Here is a 17113-nt window from a genome sequence, read left to right on the forward strand (position 1 = left end):
AATGCGCAAATCGCCCACCTCACCCGGTCGACGCGCGCCGCTGCACCTCCCTGCCGTACCTGTGTCGTTCTGCCCCAGACGCTGTGATTCGCGCCCTGTCCCGTAGTACAGCTGGGACAGCGAATGATCCATTGGGCGTTTGGCGCATTCGAGAGTGCGCCCAATACCCCATTGGGGCAAAAGGGTACAAACATAAAATTCACCTTTGAATGTGGACGCTTGATTCGAAAGGCATGCAATCCTTCGGAGGTCATGTTCTCGAATCGTACGGCCTGGGATGTCTCCCCTACCCGGCTGACGCAGGCGCGTCGTCACCACAGCGGCTGCGGGCGCACGGCGTTGGATCTGTCGTGCGCCAGCCCCTCGGCGCTAGGCCTGCGCTACACGCCCGAGTTCTTCCAGGAGGTGTTCGAGCCCCAGATGGTCACCTTCGACGATCCGACCGTCGACGCCATGGGCCTCGAGGAAGCGCGCGAGGCCGTGGCGCGCCTCTACTACGCCCGCCGAGGGCTGGCGACGCGGGCCGAGAACGTGTGCCTGAACAGCACCGTCGCCGAGGCCTACACCAACCTGCTCACGCTGCTGTGCGACCCCGGTGACCTCATCTTGGTCCCCGAGCCCAGCCACCCCGCCCTCGCGCACCTCGCCGAGCTCGCCCGCGTCGAGCTGGTGCCCTACGCGCTGACCTACGAGGGGCACTGGGCCATCGACACGGACCACCTGAAGGACCTCGTCAACCGCCACAGCGGCCGCCTGCGCGCCATCTTGTGCATGGCGCCCAACAACCCCACGGGCTCCTACCTGACCCACCGCGAGCTCGAGCTCATCGAGGGCCTGTGCTGCGCCCACGATCTGAGCCTCATCGTCGACGAGCAGTTCGTCGACTACCCGCTCTACCCCGGCCCCTCGCGGGTCGCCTCGGTGGTCGGGGACAACCGCGAGTGCCTGACCTTCGTGCTCTCCGGCCTCGCCAGCGTCGCCGCCCTGCCCCAGCTCAAGCTGGCCTGGACCGTCGCCTGCGGCCCCGAGGAGCTCGTCCGCCCGGCCCTCGCCCGGCTCGCGGCGATCGTCGGCAGCCACGCCGACCTCAACTTTGGCTTCGGCGGCGGCGCGACCCCGACCCAGTACGCCCTGGCCCGGATCCTGCCGACCAGCGAGGCCATGCAAGAGCAGATCCGCAACCGCGTGCAGGCCAACCTCCAGACCCTCGACGCGGCGATCACCGACAGCCCCGTCGCCCGCCTCGGCGTCGAGGCCGGGTGGTCGGCGGTCCTCGCCCTGCCCCAGCTCGGCGAGCTCGACGACGAGGGCTGGGTGCTGCGCATGCTCGAGCGCTGCGACGTGTGGGCGGAGCCCGGCTCGGCCTACGGCCTCGACGGCTGCCACCTCGTGCTGTCCCTGCTGACCCCGCCGGTCGCCTTCGCCGAGGGCATCTCGCGCATCGTCGGCCTGGTCTCGCGCATCGCCGGCGGCGGGCGCTGGTAGGGCTGGGAGTCTCCCCACTCTCCTGCGCTCGAGCAGAGCCACACCCCCGAGACTCTTCCAGAGCTGTACACAGCTCGGTGGCGCTACGGGCCAGGTGAGAAGAAGATGGGCTGGTCGGGTGACCAGTCTGTCCCGAGGGGCGTTCTTGCTCGGGGGATCAGGCGGGGATAGGCTGGCTGCGATGCTCGACAAGGAGACCCGCGGGCGGCTCAAAGCGCTCTATCAGTCCACGGGTGATCGGCCGCTCTCGCCGGACGATCCAGCCTTCGTCAACCTCTACGCCAGCGACGCGCTCGCGCCCTCGGACCCCGTCGAGGACCTCGCCACACACATCCAATTCTCCGCTCTGGAGAGCGTCCAGCTGTTCAGCGGCCACCGCGGAACGGGCAAGAGCACGCAGCTACGCGTGCTCAAGCAGCGCCTCGAAGAGGACCCCACTTACAAGGTCGTGATCTGCGACATGGAGGACTACCTGCCCATGACCGACACGGTCGAGGTGGTCGACTTCCTCCTCGCCGCCGCCGGAGCGCTGTCCGACGCCCTCGATGTACCCGAGCTACTCGGCGACGACCCCCGCCACGAAGGCTACTGGGCTCGCTTCGTTCACTGGGTCCGCAACACGACCATCGAAGCATCCGAGCTGGGGATCGGTGCGAAGGCAGGGGGGGACGTCGGCGTCGCCGAGCTCGAAGCCGAGGCTGGGGTCGACATCAAGCTCAACCTCAAGACCGACATCAGCTTTCGAGAGCGGCTGCGCGAGCACACCCGGCTGCACGTTGGGGCCTTTCGCAAGGACGTTCACGACTTCATGGGGGCTTGCCTCCTCGCCCTGCGCGAGCGCCACGGCGAAGACACCCAGCTCGTCGTCATCTACGACAGCATCGAGCACCTGCGCGGCCTGACGACCAACTCCCGGGAGGTCGCTGACTCGGTCGAGCGCCTGTTCCGCGGGCACGTCGAGTCCATGCGCGTGCCCAACTTGCACATGATCTACACCGTCCCTCCGTGGCTTCGCTGGCAGCGCGCCGGGACCACGGAAGGCTTCGACAACTACGAGCAAGTCCTGTGCGTGAAGGTGCGCGAGCGCAACGAGGGGCTGGACCACGTCTACACCCCTCATCGCCCCGGCCTCGACATGCTCTACCAGGTCGTCAATGCGCGCGGTAGCCAAGGCTGGGTCGAGTGGTTCCTGGGGGACCGCGCCGCCTTTGACGAGCTCGCCCTCGCCTCTGGCGGCTACCTCCGAGACATGCTGCGTTTGCTGCGGAACCTGTTGATCGCCGCCAACCGTACGGGAGTCCCCGTTCCGGACGACCGTCGGGCAGCTGCGATCGAGGAGCTGCGCGCCGGCTACCAGGGCTTCACCAACGCCGAGGCGGTCTTGCTCCGAGACATCGAAGCGCGGGGCACCCTCGACCTCGCCGACGCCAGCTTGCACCACCGCGTCTCGACCTTCCTCGACACCCACGTGGTCCTCGCCTACCGCAACGGAACGGAGTGGTACGGCGTCCATCCGGTCATCCGAGAGGACGTCCGCCGCCGCGCCAAGGCCTGGGACGACGCCCAGCAGCCCAAGACTGACGACGACTCCTGATGGAGCGCAGCATCGATCCACTAACCCTCGACGACGCGTGGGAGCGCCTGCGCACCCACGTCGAGTGGTCCGAAGACTTTTGGATCGTGTTCGTGTTCACCAATGATTTCCGCGTCGTCGACGAGCTGAACGCCCGACTCCGGGCGATGCCATCTCTGCGACACCGCCGCTTGCGGTGTGCCACCCCCGACCAAGTCGACGCGCGCATCGTCCGACCGCTCCTCCAAGAAGACGGCGTCGACATCAGCTGGGTCGACTTCGTCCGCTTTGACGACAACGAGGGGAAGCCCGGCTGGGGTGACGCGTGGGCTCTGCTGCTGTCGCGCCTCAATGAGCGCCGCGAGCACCTGCGGCGACGGCTCCCTCGGGGGGGCATCGTGTTCGCCACGACCCTAGACAGGCTCGACTCGAGCCCGGGGCACGCGCCCGATCTGTGGACGATCCGCAGCCTCGTCCTGCCCATCGAGGGCCTCCTGCGCGCCCTCTCCGACGCGCCAGCACCGTCAACTGACGCACAGCAGCCCGCCTTACGAAGTCCGTCACTGCCAAACATCGCCCTCGCCCGACAAGCCCTGCGCAGCGCGCGGGCCAGCGGTGACGCGCGCAGGCTCGTCGCCGCCCTGACCAGGCTCGCCGATGTCGTCACCGAAGAAGACGCCCTCGAACCCCGCCGCGAGGCCATCGCTTTGCTCCGAGAGCTCGTCGAGACCTCACCGAGCGTGGAGAGCCGGCGGTCCCTGCTCCAGGCGCTCATCGATCTGGGCGTCGATCTGTCCGTGCTCGGCCGCCGCGAACAGGCTCTCGAAGCCTCCCGAGAGGGCGTGCGCCTCGGGAGAGCCCTGGTTCAGGAAAATCCGGACGCCTTCCTCCCCGACCTCGCAACGAGCCTCAACAACCTCGGAAAGATGCTGAGCGACCTCGGGAAACGGGAGGCTGCCCTCGACGCCACCCGCGAGGCCGTCACCATTCGTCGTCGGCTCGCCCGAGCCCAGCCCGATGCCTTTCTCTCCGACCTCGCCATCAGCCTCAACAACCTTGGTAGTGACTCGAGTCGCCTCGGTCAGTGGGAGGCTGCCCTCGACGCCACCTACGAAGCGGTAGACATTCGTCGTCAGCTCGCACTGAGCCGGCCTGACGCCTTCCTTCCCGACCTCGCCATGAGCCTCAACAACCTCGGCATAGCGCTGAGCGACCGAGGAAGACTCAAAGCTGCTCTCCATACGACCCGCGAGGCCGTTCACCACTACCGTCAACTCGCTCTGGCTCGACCCACCCCCTTCCTCCCAGACCTCGCCTCGAGCCTCAACAACCTCGGCACAATTTTGAGCGCTCTAGGAGAGCGAGAAGCTGCCCTTGACGCCACCCGCGAGGCCGTCGATATCCTACGCCAGCTCGTCCAGTCCCGACCCGACGCCTTCCTCCCTGATCTCGCCTCGAGCCTCAACAACCTTGGCATGGACTTGAGCGCCCTGGAAGAATGGGAGGCGGCCCTCGACGCCTCCCGCGAGGCTACTGACATCCTTCGTCAACTCGCTCAGGCCCAGCCCGACGCCTTCCTTCCCAACCTCGCCGCGAGCCTCAACAACCTCAGCCCCGTGTTGAGCCACCTGGGGGAGCGGGAGGCAGCCCTCGATACCTCCCGTGAGGCCGTCGACATCCGCCGTCAGCTCGCCCAGGCTCACCCTGACGTGTTTCTCGCCGGCCTCGCCATGAGCCTCAACAACCTTGGCAATCGGCTCAACGGCCAAGGAGAACCTGAGGCCGCCCTCGCCGCCTCTCGCGAGGCTGTCGACATCTATCGTCAGCTCGCCCAGTCTCAACCCGACGCCATCCTCCCCCACCTAGCGACGACCCTCACGAGCCTCGGCATCGACTTTACCGCTCTCGAAGAGTGGGAGAACGCCCTCGACGCCACTCGTGAGGCCATCGATATCCTTCGCCCGCTCGCCCAGGCCCACCCCGATGCCTTTCTCCCCCGCCTCGCTCGGGCTCTATGGGCTCGCGGAGACGCTCTGCTCGCTAGCGATCAACCCGGCCTCGCGGCAGAGTCCTTCGCCGAGAGCCTTCGAGCGACCTTGCCGTTGTTAGAGCGCCAGCCCCACGCGGTCAAAGACCGCTACCCGACGCTGCTTCGTCGATACGCCGCAGCCTGCGAGGCCGCTGGCATCGAGCCCGCCGAGGACCTCGCCGAACACATCCTCGCTACCGAGACCTCGACCGAAGCGGACGACTGATCCCTGTCGGAAACCCCAGCATCCAGCTCGCCAACCCAGAGCAGGCCGCTCGGTGGGAGGGAACCTGCGACGAGCATCGAGCCGCCTACAGCCCTGGAAGAGCCAAGGCTGACACCCGGCTCGAGCGCAGGAGTAGGGAGGGCTCCCGCCGAATAGGCCGCGGAGCACCGTCGGAGCCCCTTGCGCACCGTCGTCCCGAACGCACCGCCACCCCGAACGCACCGCCACCCCAAGCCATCGCCACCCCGTGTCCTGTGCAAGGCGGCCCAAACCGCGATGGACCGCCCAGATTCGAGGCATGCGCCCCCGCGATACCGGGCTCAGAGCAGCCATATCCAGGCAACCAGCGTCGGCTCACGCCCCCCCGCCCACATCGAGGGTGTAGCAAATCCCGCGACCCAGGCGCTACCGTGCCGAGCATGGCCCTCACGATCGTGCCCGAAGCGCTCAATGACTACATCCACGAGCACACCACGCCCCAGTCCGAGCTCTTCGACCGACTCCGCGACGAGACCCACGCCTCCCTCGAATGCCCCCAGATGCAGGTCGGCCGCATCGAGGGCGCCTTCCTCAAGCTGATGGTCCAGGTCAGCGGCGCCAGGCGGGTGCTCGAGGTCGGCACCTACAGCGGCTACTCCTCCCTGGCCATGGCCTCGGGCCTGCCCGAGGGCGGCGAGCTGATCACCTGCGACGTCGACCCCGAGGCCACCGCCGTCGCCCGCCGCTACTGGAGCGAGAGCCCGTGGGGCGACAAGATCGAGCTGCGCCTGGGCGACGCGACCCAGACCATCGCCGCCATGGCCGAGGCCGGCGAGCGCTTCGACCTGGCCTTCATCGACGCCGACAAGGGCAACTACATCCGCTACTGGGAGCTCATCGTCCCCATGCTCCCCGCCGGCGGCATCGTGCTCGCCGACAACACCCTGTGGAGCGGCCGGGTCGTCGACCCCCAAGAGCCCAGCGACCACGCGCTGGCCGACTTCAACCGCCACGTGCTCGCCGACGAGCGCGTCGAGAACGTGCTGCTCTCGATCCGCGACGGGGTCATGTTCGCCCGCAAGCGCTGAGTCTTGGGCCTACAAAGACCCACGGAGGCTGACATCGGGACCAGCCCCGCGGGCTGACGAGGTGACGAGCCGAGCGAGTTCGAGCAGACGAAACGTCCACGCGCCCACGGGCGAAGTCTCCGTGTGCGGGTCGCTGGGGCTCGCCTTCGACCCACGCGCGCCCTCCAGCGGCGCCAGCCAGGATCCGCGGGCCGATGGCACTGCGCTTGCTAAACTCCGACGACAACGTGGACGTGTCCATCGCCAAACCCACCCCCGCCTCCCCCACCCTCGATCCCGCCAGGCTCGACCGGGACCTGAGCGCCATTCGCTCCGTGGTCCGGGGGCAGATCCACGGCAAGGACGAGATCATCGATCTCGCGCTGATCTGCCTCGTCGCCCGGGGCCACCTGCTCATCGAGGACATCCCCGGCGTGGGCAAGAGCACCCTCGCCCGCGCCCTCGCGGCCGCCATCGGCGGGACCTTCTCGCGCATCCAGTTCACCAGCGACCTGCTGCCCGCCGACCTCCTCGGGGTCAACGTGTGGCGGGCCACCCAAGAGCAGTTCGAGTTCCGCCAGGGCCCGATCTTCGCCAACTTGGTCCTCGCCGACGAGGTCAACCGCGCGCCCCCGCGGACCCAGAGCGCCCTGCTCGAGGCCATGGCCGAGGGCCAGGTGTCCGTCGACGGCACCAGCCACCAGCTCCCGGCGCCCTTCGTCGTCATCGCGACCCAAAACCCCGAGGAGCACCACGGCACCTACCCCCTGCCCGAGTCCCAGCGCGACCGCTTCCTGCTCCGGCTGAGCATGGGCTACGCGAGCGCCGACATCGAGGCCGCCCTGCTGGTCAGCGGCGGCGTGGGGCCCTCGCCGCTCACCGAGGCCAAGTCCAACGCCGAGGGCCTCGGCGCGCCCACGGCCCTGCTCGATCTGCAGACCGCCGCGGCCGGGATTCACCTCCACCGCGACCTGGCCGGCTACGCCCAGCGCGTGGTCCAGACCACCCGGGACAGCCCCGAGATTCGTCTGGGCGTCAGCACCCGCGGGGCCCTGGCCTGGGTCGCCGCCGCCCGCAGCCGCGCGCTCATCGAGGGCCGCCCCGCCGTGCTCATCGACGACCTGCAAGAGCTCGCCGTGCCCGCCCTCGCCCACCGCATCGTCCCCGCCCAGGCCGGCAGCGGCGACCAGGTCGCCCTGGCCCAGGAGCTCGTCCGCGAGCTCATCGCCAGCGTCCCCGTCCCCGTCTGAGTTCTAGAACGTCGTGGCGACCCGAAAGCCCAGCGAGCTCGAGCCCGTCGAGCGCCAAAAGAAGCTCCCGCTGATCCGCCGGATGCTGACGGCCTACGGCCGCAGCCTCGAGATCACCAAGGCCGGGTGGCTGTTCATCGTGCTCACCCTCGCGGTCGGCTTCGCGGCGATCAACTCCGGCGCCAACTTGCTGCACGTGCTGTTCGGCTGCCAGATCGGCCTGATCATCGCCAGCGGCATGCTCTCGGAGAACATGGTCCAGCGCGCCCGGGTCCAGCGCCGCGTCGCCTCGCCCCTGCACGCGGGCAGCCGCGGCGCCCTGGTCGTCGAGCTGACCAACGGGCGCGACGCCGGCGACATGATCTCGATCAGCGTCGAGGACGACGACCGCATCGAGAGCGCCGACCGGACCGAGCCCGTGTTCGCCGTCGCCGTACCCGGAGGCAAGGCCGCGACCATGCACACCAGCGTGACCATGAGCCGCCGGGGCCTGCACGCCCTGCCCAAGGCCGTCGTCGCCACGCGCTTCCCCTTTGGCTTGTTCGTCAAGCGCCGCGAGGTCTCGACCCGCGAGCGCGTGCTCGTCTACCCGCGCATCCACGACGTCGAGCTCGCGCCGATGTTCGACGACCGCCGCGGCCAGGGCGAGGCCCGCGGCGCCCGGGCCCGCGCGGGCGAGTTCTTTGGCCTGGCCGAGTACCGCGAGGGCCAGGAGATCCAGCGCATCCACTGGCCGGCCACGGCGCGCCTGGGCAAGCCGGTCATCCAGGAGTTCGAGGCCCGCGGCGAGACCGAGCGGGTGCTCTACCTGGCCCCTGGGGTCGGCGGGGAGCCGGGCTTCGAGGAGGCCGTGTCCGACGTCGCCTCCCAGATCGTCGCCCTGCTCCGCGAGGGCCGGGTCGCCACGGGCCTGCGCTACGGCGACGAGCTCGTCGTCGAGCCCGACACGGGCCCGGCCCACGAGCGCCGCCTGCTCGAATTCCTGGCCCTCGTCGGCCTGCCCCACACCCACGCCCAGCCCGCGAAGGCTGCGAGTCCGCCCGCGCCCGCGCCCTCGGGGGAGGCCGCCGCGTGATCCGCCTGCTCGAGAACCTGTCCCGGGTGCTCGGCGGGCGCGGCCACGGCATGGTCCGGCTGCGCGACACCCTGACCCTGCTCCAGGCCGCCATCGCCGTGCTGTGCGTGACCTTGGCCCACAGCGCGAGCTACTGGGCCGTCGGCGTCGCCGTGCTGCTCTCGGCCTGGGCCATGGTCCGACCGCTGCCGGAGGCGTCCACCACCCTCAGCCAGCGCCTGTGGACCGTGGGCATCGTCGCCGCGCTGATCCTCAGCGGCGTGCGGGCCTTCTACAGCAACGAGCTGCTCATCGCTGGCGTCGACTTCTTCTTGCTGCTCGTCGTCCAGCGCCTGTTCAACCGGCAAAAGACCCGCGAGCACATGCAGCTGCTGATGATCGGCGCGATGCTGATGGTCATCGCCGCGGTCGTCGACGCCGAGCTGCGCTACCCCTTCCTGCTCGCCCTCTACCTGCCCGTGGCGACCCTCGGCCTGCTCGTGGTCCACCTGCTCAGCGAGGGCGAGCGCCTCGGCAAGCGCGTGGCCTTCGAGGTCGACCGCTACGCCTCCCGCCAGCTCGAGCGCCTCAACCGGGCGGCCCTACAGGTCGCGCTGATCGCCGCCGGCTTCGGCGTCGCGACCTTCCTGTTCTTCCCGCGCTTTGGCGCCGGGGTGTTCCTGCGCGGCAACGTGCTGAGCCAAGAGAGCGTGGGCTTCAGCGAGTCCGTGGCCCTGGGCGGCTTCGGGACCATCAAGAGCGACGCGACGGTGGTCATGCACCTGCAGACCCTCGACGAGGGCGGCGTCCAGGCGCACGGCAGCCGGCCCACCTGGCACCTGCGCGGGAGCGCCTTCGACCAGTACCAAGACGGCCGCTGGGGTCGGTCGACAGCCGCCCAAAAGCGCGATCTGAGGCCCACCCGCGGCTACTACGTCACCGGCGACGCGACCGGCGACGACGCCGAGGTCATCGCCTGGCCCTACCGCCACAGCGGCAGCACCGGCCAGACCCTCGACCCCCGGCCCATCCCCGGCTACGCCGCCCACGACGAGCTGCTCCGGGTCATGGTGACCATGGAGGACATCGGCACGGACCTGCTGTTCGCCGCCGGTCAGCCCCTGGCCTACTCGGTCACCCCGCGCAGCCAGCTCGACAGCCGCAACAAGCTCGGCGCCGACGTCGACGGCCAGGCCCGGGTCCTCGACCGCCGCTCGGGGCCCATCCAGTACGAGTTCGTCAGCCGCGTGGGCGAGCCGACCCGCGCCGAGCTGCAGGCCGTCGGCGCGCCCGAAGTGCCCGAGAACCTCGACGCCTACCTGCAGCTCGACCCGCGCCTGAGCGAGGGCCTGCGCGAGCTCGCCGAGGAGGTCACCGCCGGCGCCGACACCCGCGTCGAGAAGGTCGAGGCCGTCGAGCAGTACCTGCTGCGAAACTACGCCTACACCCTCGACCAGCCCCTGTCCGAGCGCGTCCGCGCCGGCGAGCTCGACCCCATCGAGGGTTTTTTGTTCGACACCAAGGCCGGGCACTGCGAGTACTTCGCCTCGGCCATGGCCCTGATGCTGCGCGAGGTCGGCGTGCCCACGCGCAACGTCAACGGCTTCTACGGCGCGCACTACAACCCCATCGGCGAGTTCTACGTGGTCCGCCAGGCCGACGCCCACTCCTGGGTCGAGGTCTACTTCGAGGATCTGGGCTGGGTGACCTTCGACCCGACCCCGCCGGCCGGGCGCACCGCGGGCGACGACGCGCCCCTGTTCCCGCGCCTGTCCGAGGTCGGCGACGCCCTGCGCGACGCCTACCTCGAGTACGTCATCGACTACGACCTCGAGACCCAGCTCGAGGTGCTCGAGAACTTCGGCGTCAAGCGAGAGGGCCGCAAGCTCGAGCTCGACTGGCAGCGCTTCGCCCCCTGGCTCGTCGGCGCCGGCTCGATCGTGTTCATCGTGCTCCTCGGTCGGCGCCTGCTCGGCCGCGGCCGCCACGTCGAGGCGCCCGAGGTGCTGATCTACCGCAAGCTGCTCACGACCATGCAAAAGCGCGAGCGCGGCCGCCACGAGCACGAGTCCGCCCGGGCCTGGGCCAAGCGCCTGCGCGACGAGGGCGCGCCCGCGGCCGAGGTCGAGGCCCTGAGCCGCTTCGCCACCGCCTACGAGCTGCTCCGCTTCGGGCCCCGGGACGCCGAGGGCCGCGTCGAGCCGGCCCGCGTCGTCGAGCTCGAGCGCCTCGCCAAGGCCGTGCGCGAGAGCCCGAGCGAGTGAGGCTGAGCAGCCAGAGCTTCGGCGTCCTCGCCCTGGTGATCGCCGTCCTCGGCATCGCCATGTTCCGCGACCTGAGCGCGCTCGAGCCCGACACGCCGCAGCCCGCGGCCTCCCCTCCCCCACCGCTCCCCGAGGAGCCCGCCCACGCGCCAGCCATCGAGATCCCGGAGGACCCGCTCCCGAGCCAGATCGACTGCCTCCTCGATCCTGCGGGCCGGGGCTGCGAGGCGCTCCGCTCCCCCACGAAGGCCGCGGCCGAGTCCCACGGCAAGCTCGACGCGCGCGCCGTCGCCAGGGCCGTCAACCCGCTCCGAGCCGAGGCGCGAGCCTGCAACGAGCACGGTGCGCTCCCCGAGGGCGCCAAGGTCACCGTCGAGATGAGCGTCGAAGGCTCGACGGGGGCGGTCCTCGAGATCGCGCCCGCCGAAGAGCACGCGAACACCGAGGTCGCCCGGTGCGTCAGCGAGGTGCTCCGCGAGGCCCGCTTCGAGACCTTCCCAAGCGAGCGTCACCGCTTCTCGCTGCGGCTCCCGCTGTGACCCAGCCAGTCCCCTAGGCCGGCTCGGCCTCGAGATTGCGCGCGTCCGATCGCTCGCGCAGGCGCAGCAGATAGGCGCGCAGCATGACCACGACCGAGACCAGGCTCGTGGGCACGAGCGCCGCCGCGATCACGAGCACGAAGGTGAGCACGAGGATCGCCAGGGCCCACAGCACCTCGGGCTGAACGGCGATGCTCCCCAGGTCGAAGATCAACAGGGGCAAGCCGATGACCAGGACCACCGGCCCCGCGTGGGCGGCCTTGCCGATCGCGCTCAGGGCCCAGTCGTGGTCCGCGGCCGCCAGCGCGGCCGCGTCGAGCACCGCCATGCCCTGGCGAGCCAGCAGCCCCGAGGCCAGGTAGAGCGCGGCCGCCAGCGCCAGCGGGATGAGCAGCAGCGGGACCAGGGTCCACGGCCCGGTCAGCTTCCAGCTCACCCGCAGGCCGCCCGCGACGACGCCGGGCCAAAAGCCCACGACCGCCCCGTAGCCGAAGGCCAGGGGCACCATCACGGCGTTCCCAGGGAGCTCGGGATCCTCGGCGGCCTCCGGCGGCGCGTCGCCAAACAGCCACACGCAGGCGTAGACCAGGCCGACGCCGAGCATGGTCAGCAGCCAGGGCCCCACGAAGGCGCCCGCCATGAGGCGCAGCTCCGCCTTGGTGTGCTCCCAAAAGGAGAGGGCCATGCCCCCTTGTAGCAAGGTCCTCGATGCTTCGACCAGTTCGCAGGCCGGGGATGCACTCACAGCTTCGAGCAGCTGGCGCTCTCGTCGTCGTAGTCGCAGTCGCGCTTGCAGGCCGCCGCGGTGTACTCGGCGTTGCCGGCCTGGCCCGCGATCTCGCACGCGCTCTCGCACCAGCCCACGTCCTCGATGCAGGCGTGCATCATCAACACCGAGGCGGTCTCGAAGTCCTGGGGCAGGCCGTACTTGCCCTCCGAGAGGTAGGTCGCCAGCTCGCCGCACTCGTCGACGGAGCCGCCCTCGCACGAGCGCATCAGGGTCTCGACGCCCTTGACCAGGTCCGTGGCCACGCCCTTGCCCTCGAACAGGCGCTCGGCCGCGAGCGAGCAGCCCACCCCAGAGCCGAGCTCGCAGGAGCGGTAGTGAAATTTGAAAGCCTCGGCGTCGCTGAAGCTGGGCAGATCCTCGGTCCCGAAGATGTCGCCGACGAGCTCGCAGGCGTAGGCCTCGCCGCCCTCGCAGCCGATGTTGAGCAGGCGGAAGGCCTCGTTGAGCTTCTGGTCGGCCTCGGGGTCCTCCTCGGGGTCGTACCAGCCCCACAGACGATCGCCGAGCAGGGTGCAGGCCGGGGCGATGCCGGCGTCGCAGGCCCGGGTCAGGGGCTCGGCCTCCTCGCCGATCTCCCAGCTCTGTCGCATGCGCAGGCGCCCGTAGTTGTAGCAGGACTCGACGTTGCCCTTGTCGCACTGGGCCTTGCACTCGGCCTCGTCGTTGGGGTCGCACAAGTAGGCGCGGCCCTCGGTAGGCCGGGTGCACAGGCCGTCGACGGACACGAAGCCCGGCATGCAGGGGTTGTCGGCGCCGGCGACCTTGACCTTGTCGTCGGACTCGCCCGCGTCCGCGCCCGCGCCCGCGTCCTTGATCGGGACCAGCTCGATGCGCACCGGCGCCCGGCACTCGGAGGGCGGCGTGCCCGAGCCCGGGTCGGAGCTCTGGCAGCTCTCGAAGTCGCCGTCGGCGTTGAGCGCCGAGCGGCTCGAGTCACTGGACGCGCCGCCGCCGTAGCCGAACAGCTCGGCGGCCACGGCCGCCTTGCCCTTGGAGCCCGTGGCCATGGAGAAGGCGCCGAGCGAGGCCGAGCGCACGAAGTGAGTCGCGCCCGCGCACTCGCCCTCGAGCGCGCTGGCCTTTAGGCTCGTGACCGTGGTCGAGCGGCGGCCGACGAGCACCGTGGCCAGGTCGATGGCCCGGCCGCTCTGGACGTCGACGCCGACCTTGGCCGAGCTGATCGGGATGTTGGCCTGGACCTCGTCCATGTTGGTCATCTGGATGACCTGCTCCTTGCGGCTCACGCCGGCGTAGCTGTAGCTGCCGTCGACGGAGCAGCCCGGGAGAATCTCGACGCTCGGGCAGTCGTACTTGACCACCACGACGCTGCCCTGCATGGCCGCCTCGAGGTCCACGCGGGCGTCGGGGTCCCAGTCGACGACCAGGGGCTTGATGCGGGTCGGCGCGTCCGAGCACACGAGCTCGGCACCCACGGCGGCGGCGCCCGTGTGCTCGTCGGGGCGCAGGGCGTCGCCCACGGTCTTTTGGCAGGCGGGCAGGCAGAGGCTCAGCAGGGCGAGGGGCGCGAGGATGGCGAGGGCGGGCGTACGGGGAGACATGGTGATCCGCCATTTGCCGAGCGCGCCCCGACCTGACGCGCGCGCAGGCCCCCAGGCCGTCTGAATCCACACCCGGAGGCTCCGTTCGATCCCGCAGCCTGGCGACCAAAGCACCCCTTCGGCTCGCGCGTCGGACCCAACCGTCAGGACGGACCGCGCGCTTGCGCGGCGTGGCCTGGCCGACCATGCTCGCTGGCGTGGCGCGACGCCTGAGCAACTCGATCGGCATCGACGACGCCCCCTTCGACCGCGCCCACCGGGGCGACGTGGCCATCGTCGGGGTGGCCTTCACCCGCGCGCGCCTCGACGGGGTGGTCACCGGCAAGCTGCGCAAGGACGGCGCCAACGCGACCTCGGCCATCGCGAGCCTCGTCGAGGGCTCGCCCTTCGCCGCCCACGCCCAGGTCATCTTGCTCGGCGGCATCACCTTCGGGGGCTTCAACGTCGCCGACATCCACGCCCTCCACGAGCGCCTCGACACCCCCGTGCTCGTCCTCGCCCGCAAGCGCCCGCGCTTCGCCGTGATCCGCGAGACCCTCCACGACAAGGTCCCCGGCGGCGCCCGCAAGTGGAGGCTGATCGAGAAGGCCGGGCCCATGGAGCCCTGCGCCGGCGTCTGGGTCCAGCGCGCGGGCCTGAGCCTCGACCAGGCCGCGCAGGCGATCACCGACCTGACCGTGCACGGCAAGCTGCCCGAGCCGGTCCGCGTGGCCCACCTGGTCGCGGGGGGCTACGGCGACGGCATCAGCCGCGGGCGAGCTTGAAGCGCGCGCCTGGCGAGGCGCGGAGGGTGGCTCACGTGCTCTCCACCACGCAGCTGCGCTCTCCCGCATCGACGTGAACGGTCACCCGAGCTCCCGGCGAGAGCTCGAGGGCCTGGACGTGCTCGTCGCCCTCGGGCCAGCGGATCAGCAGGTCGTAGCGACCCCATGCGAGCGAGCCTGGGCCGCGCAAGACCCCGTCGGAGGCGCGCAGCAGCGCCCCGCTCGTGCCCTCGACACGCACGGAGGCGTTGTCGAGGGCCGAGGTCAATCCGGGCTCGGGCAGCCTCCCGTCGTCGCCGCCGCGCCAACTTTCCTGAGCCTGCTGAGGGGGCTGGGGCTTTTTTTCGATGGGGGGACGCTTGGGCTGCGGAGGCTGCGGGGGTGGAGGGGGTTGAGGCGGCAGCTGGGGGACAGGGCCCACGTGGCCCGAACCCTCGGGCTCCGGTTCGGGCGCGGGCTCCGGTTCGGGCGCGGGCTCCGGTTCGGGCTCCGGCTCAGGCTCAGGCTCAGGCTTGGGCTCAGGGTCAGGCTCGGGTTCGGGGTCCAGGTCCGGCAACGGCTCCGGCGCGGCTTGGGGGCTCGTCTGGCCAGGCTCCGGGTTTTCGCCTGGAGGATGTTGCGGAGCGGGCTGGGGCGGTTGAGGCGGGGCCGGACCGGCAGAGCAGGCGCTCGCCAAGGTCAACGCAGCCACACCGATCACCGCCGAGACGAGCGGCGGACAATCCGGAAGCACGGTGGGTTTTTGAGCCATGGCGCCTCCATTCTACCTCGTAGCGAAGAAGGCCCAGCGCCGCGCATGCTCGCGCTGTCGTTGACCGAGGGCGTGTCCATCCGCGCCCAGCACCCGCACCCACGCCCGCTCTCCCGACAGGACCCCCCCCTCACCGTCGTCACCGCCAAGCGTCGCGCTCGCGCCGGGCAAACTCCGCGAACGAGGTCGGCGCGCGGCCGAGGGCCTCGCGGACCCCGTCGGCCACGCGATCGGCGAGGCCCAAGCGCGCGTGGGTGTACTCGGCGACCATGAAGCGCGCGAGGCCGGCGGCGGTGCCCCGCCGCAGCTGGCTGCGATAGAAGCTCCAGGCGCCGGGTCGAGGGTAGCGGATGGGGCGCCCGAGGGCCTCGGACAGCTCCGCGGCCACGTCGTCGAGGCTCAGCGCCGCCGCGCCCGTGAGGTCCCAGCTGATCTGCTCGCGCGCGTCGAGCAGGCCGACGCAGGCGGCCTCGGCCACGTCGACCACGTCGACCATCGCCAGCCGACCCGCGCCCATGGGCAGGTACAGCTCGTCGCGCTCGCGGATGTCCTCGGCGTGGATCGTGCTGAGGTTTTGCATGAAGTAAGCGGCGTGGAGGAGCACGCGCTCGAGGCCGAGTTCGCCGAGCCTCGCCGCGATCTTGCTGTGCGGCAAGAAGCCGACCTTGTCGGCGCCAAGCACCGACAGGAAGGCCACCCGCGCGAGCCCCTGGCGCTGGGCCGCCTCGAGGAAGGGAAACACGTGCTGCGCGGGCGAGGTGCCCGGCGGCCACATCAAGAACATCCGTCGAGCCCCCCCGAGCGCGGGCGCCCAGGTCTGGGGATCGGTCATGTCGAACGCGACGGCGGTGACGCCTGGTGCGGTCGAGTCGCGCTCGGCCCGGCGAGACCCCGCGCGCACCGGGACCCCGCGGGCCCGGAGCGCCTCGACGAGCGCCGCGCCGACGCGGCCAGTCGCACCAACGACGAAGATCGCATCGCTCGAGCTCAGCACGCGCGTTCCAGTCGAGTTGGGCGTTCGGGTGTCACGCACAAGCCATACCAACTCGGCGAGCCGGCCGGCCAGAGACGGCCGACACGCCAGGGCTCTGAGTCGCGGACGTGGGGCAACGAGCCTCGTCGTCAGGAACGAGCGAGGCGGCGTGGCTCATTCAGGCCGACCCGCTGAGCGCCCGCAGCGCTGTCGAGAAAGACAGGGCGCAGCCCTGCTTCCAGGAGCCTGTAGGATTGGCCACCAGCCACGATCTCGACGACCTCCCTACACGCCCGTGAAGTTTGGGGTCACCTTGTCCCCATGGTCGTTCCCGAAGCCCGCGACGTGATCGTCGGACGCGATTGGCTCGTCGCCCGCTTTCCCCTCGTCCGCTGCACGTACATCGGCCCTTACCTCGACGACTCGGACTTCTTCGCCCTCGCGGACGAGATTGCCCGCGAGATCGACGCGCGCGCTCCCGACGAGCGCATCGGGGTCTTGCAGTACACGCCCGAGAGCGGCGTCATGGACTCGCCTCGGCGGCGGCACATCGCCAAATTGCTCAACGAACGCGAGGAAAAGCTGCGCCAAACGACGGCGGCCTATGCCCTCGCGACGCACTCGACCTTCGTCCGTGGCGTCGTCACGACCTTGTCGTGGATGGCGCCCCCCGGGTATCCACACGCGGCCGTCGCCTCGCCCGAGCAGGGCCTCGCGTTCATCGCCACGCACCTCCCCGAGTGCGCGCCCGATCAGATTGCGCGGTCCTTCGCCGCGTTGATCGACGCGCGCTTGCGTCGAGCGAGCTGA

General features: G+C 70.5%; 15 protein-coding genes. 10 read left to right on the forward strand and 5 right to left on the reverse strand.

Features of this window, described 5'->3' with window-relative positions:
- The first annotated feature begins 252 nt into the window (after nucleotides 1-252).
- Together PPSIR1_RS10225 and PPSIR1_RS10230 are read left to right on the forward strand one after the other, a co-directional pair.
- Nucleotides 253-1485, forward strand: a complete 1233-nt coding sequence (locus tag PPSIR1_RS10225) for a pyridoxal phosphate-dependent aminotransferase (RefSeq protein WP_045115751.1) — start codon at nucleotides 253-255, stop codon at nucleotides 1483-1485.
- A 181-nt stretch (nucleotides 1486-1666) separates the two neighbouring features.
- Nucleotides 1667-3079 carry a hypothetical protein gene (locus PPSIR1_RS10230; RefSeq protein ID WP_006970965.1) on the forward strand — a complete coding sequence of 471 codons (1413 nt, stop codon included), beginning with the start codon at nucleotides 1667-1669 and terminating at the stop codon, nucleotides 3077-3079.
- 20 nt (nucleotides 3080-3099) lie between these two features.
- Here PPSIR1_RS10230 and PPSIR1_RS49220 read toward each other — a convergent pair whose 3' ends face one another.
- Nucleotides 3100-3426, reverse strand: a complete 327-nt coding sequence (locus PPSIR1_RS49220) for a hypothetical protein (protein ID WP_198154485.1) — start codon at nucleotides 3424-3426, stop codon at nucleotides 3100-3102.
- Nucleotides 3427-3855: 429 nt separating this feature from the next.
- Here PPSIR1_RS49220 and PPSIR1_RS42360 point away from each other — a divergent pair, with 429 nt between their 5' ends.
- The 6 genes from PPSIR1_RS42360 (at nucleotide 3856) to PPSIR1_RS10260 (ending at nucleotide 11466) form a co-directional block, all read left to right on the forward strand.
- Entirely contained in the window at nucleotides 3856-5313 is a 1458-nt protein-coding gene (locus tag PPSIR1_RS42360; protein WP_198154486.1) for a tetratricopeptide repeat protein, read from the forward strand.
- A 419-nt stretch (nucleotides 5314-5732) separates the two neighbouring features.
- Nucleotides 5733-6380 carry an O-methyltransferase gene (locus tag PPSIR1_RS10240; RefSeq protein ID WP_006970967.1) on the forward strand — a complete coding sequence of 216 codons (648 nt, stop codon included), beginning with the start codon at nucleotides 5733-5735 and terminating at the stop codon, nucleotides 6378-6380.
- Nucleotides 6381-6574: 194 nt separating this feature from the next.
- The gene (locus tag PPSIR1_RS10245; protein WP_006970968.1) at nucleotides 6575-7609 is read left to right on the forward strand and encodes an AAA family ATPase; all 1035 of its coding nucleotides are present in this window, start codon (nucleotides 6575-6577) and stop codon (nucleotides 7607-7609) included.
- A gap of 13 nt (nucleotides 7610-7622) precedes the next feature.
- Nucleotides 7623-8684: a DUF58 domain-containing protein gene (locus tag PPSIR1_RS10250; RefSeq protein WP_006970969.1), complete on the forward strand. Its 1062-nt coding sequence runs from the start codon at nucleotides 7623-7625 to the stop codon at nucleotides 8682-8684.
- Complete coding sequence (locus tag PPSIR1_RS10255; protein WP_006970970.1) at nucleotides 8681-10927, forward strand: transglutaminase TgpA family protein; 2247 nt, start codon at nucleotides 8681-8683, stop codon at nucleotides 10925-10927. Before PPSIR1_RS10250 ends, PPSIR1_RS10255 begins: the two co-directional genes overlap by 4 nt.
- Nucleotides 10924-11466 carry a hypothetical protein gene (locus PPSIR1_RS10260; protein ID WP_006970971.1) on the forward strand — a complete coding sequence of 181 codons (543 nt, stop codon included), beginning with the start codon at nucleotides 10924-10926 and terminating at the stop codon, nucleotides 11464-11466. The genes PPSIR1_RS10255 and PPSIR1_RS10260 overlap by 4 nt, the downstream gene beginning before the upstream one ends.
- Nucleotides 11467-11479: 13 nt before the next feature.
- On the opposite strand, the gene PPSIR1_RS10265 is transcribed toward PPSIR1_RS10260, so the two are convergent.
- Together PPSIR1_RS10265 and PPSIR1_RS10270 are read right to left on the reverse strand one after the other, a co-directional pair.
- Nucleotides 11480-12151: a hypothetical protein gene (locus PPSIR1_RS10265; RefSeq protein ID WP_006970972.1), complete on the reverse strand. Its 672-nt coding sequence runs from the start codon at nucleotides 12149-12151 to the stop codon at nucleotides 11480-11482.
- A gap of 56 nt (nucleotides 12152-12207) precedes the next feature.
- Complete coding sequence (locus PPSIR1_RS10270) at nucleotides 12208-13815, reverse strand: tetratricopeptide repeat protein (protein ID WP_006970973.1); 1608 nt, start codon at nucleotides 13813-13815, stop codon at nucleotides 12208-12210.
- A gap of 197 nt (nucleotides 13816-14012) precedes the next feature.
- Between PPSIR1_RS10270 and PPSIR1_RS10275 the strand changes: the two genes are divergently transcribed.
- The gene (locus tag PPSIR1_RS10275) at nucleotides 14013-14579 is read left to right on the forward strand and encodes an endonuclease dU (RefSeq protein ID WP_157595397.1); all 567 of its coding nucleotides are present in this window, start codon (nucleotides 14013-14015) and stop codon (nucleotides 14577-14579) included.
- 31 nt (nucleotides 14580-14610) lie between these two features.
- Here PPSIR1_RS10275 and PPSIR1_RS42365 read toward each other — a convergent pair whose 3' ends face one another.
- Together PPSIR1_RS42365 and PPSIR1_RS10285 are read right to left on the reverse strand one after the other, a co-directional pair.
- The gene (locus tag PPSIR1_RS42365; RefSeq protein WP_006970975.1) at nucleotides 14611-14847 is read right to left on the reverse strand and encodes a hypothetical protein; all 237 of its coding nucleotides are present in this window, start codon (nucleotides 14845-14847) and stop codon (nucleotides 14611-14613) included.
- Nucleotides 14848-15469: 622 nt separating this feature from the next.
- Entirely contained in the window at nucleotides 15470-16324 is an 855-nt protein-coding gene (locus PPSIR1_RS10285) for an NmrA family NAD(P)-binding protein (protein WP_006970976.1), read from the reverse strand.
- Nucleotides 16325-16624: 300 nt separating this feature from the next.
- Between PPSIR1_RS10285 and PPSIR1_RS10290 the strand changes: the two genes are divergently transcribed.
- Entirely contained in the window at nucleotides 16625-17113 is a 489-nt protein-coding gene (locus PPSIR1_RS10290) for a hypothetical protein (protein WP_006970977.1), read from the forward strand.

The organism is Plesiocystis pacifica SIR-1 (assembly GCF_000170895.1).
GTDB lineage: Bacteria > Myxococcota_A > Polyangia > Nannocystales > Nannocystaceae > Plesiocystis > Plesiocystis pacifica.

Bases quoted from the DNA above. Each gene is read 5' to 3' on its own strand.
- PPSIR1_RS10230 (WP_006970965.1), top strand. From the start codon at position 1,667: ATGCTCGACAAGGAGACCCGCGGGCGGCTCAAAGCGCTCTATCAGTCC.
- PPSIR1_RS10270 (WP_006970973.1), bottom strand. From the start codon at position 13,815: ATGTCTCCCCGTACGCCCGCCCTCGCCATCCTCGCGCCCCTCGCCCTG.
- PPSIR1_RS10240 (WP_006970967.1), top strand. From the start codon at position 5,733: ATGGCCCTCACGATCGTGCCCGAAGCGCTCAATGACTACATCCACGAG.
- PPSIR1_RS10225 (WP_045115751.1), top strand. From the start codon at position 253: ATGTTCTCGAATCGTACGGCCTGGGATGTCTCCCCTACCCGGCTGACG.
- PPSIR1_RS10265 (WP_006970972.1), bottom strand. From the start codon at position 12,151: ATGGCCCTCTCCTTTTGGGAGCACACCAAGGCGGAGCTGCGCCTCATG.
- PPSIR1_RS10290 (WP_006970977.1), top strand. From the start codon at position 16,625: ATGGTCGTTCCCGAAGCCCGCGACGTGATCGTCGGACGCGATTGGCTC.
- PPSIR1_RS10245 (WP_006970968.1), top strand. From the start codon at position 6,575: ATGGCACTGCGCTTGCTAAACTCCGACGACAACGTGGACGTGTCCATC.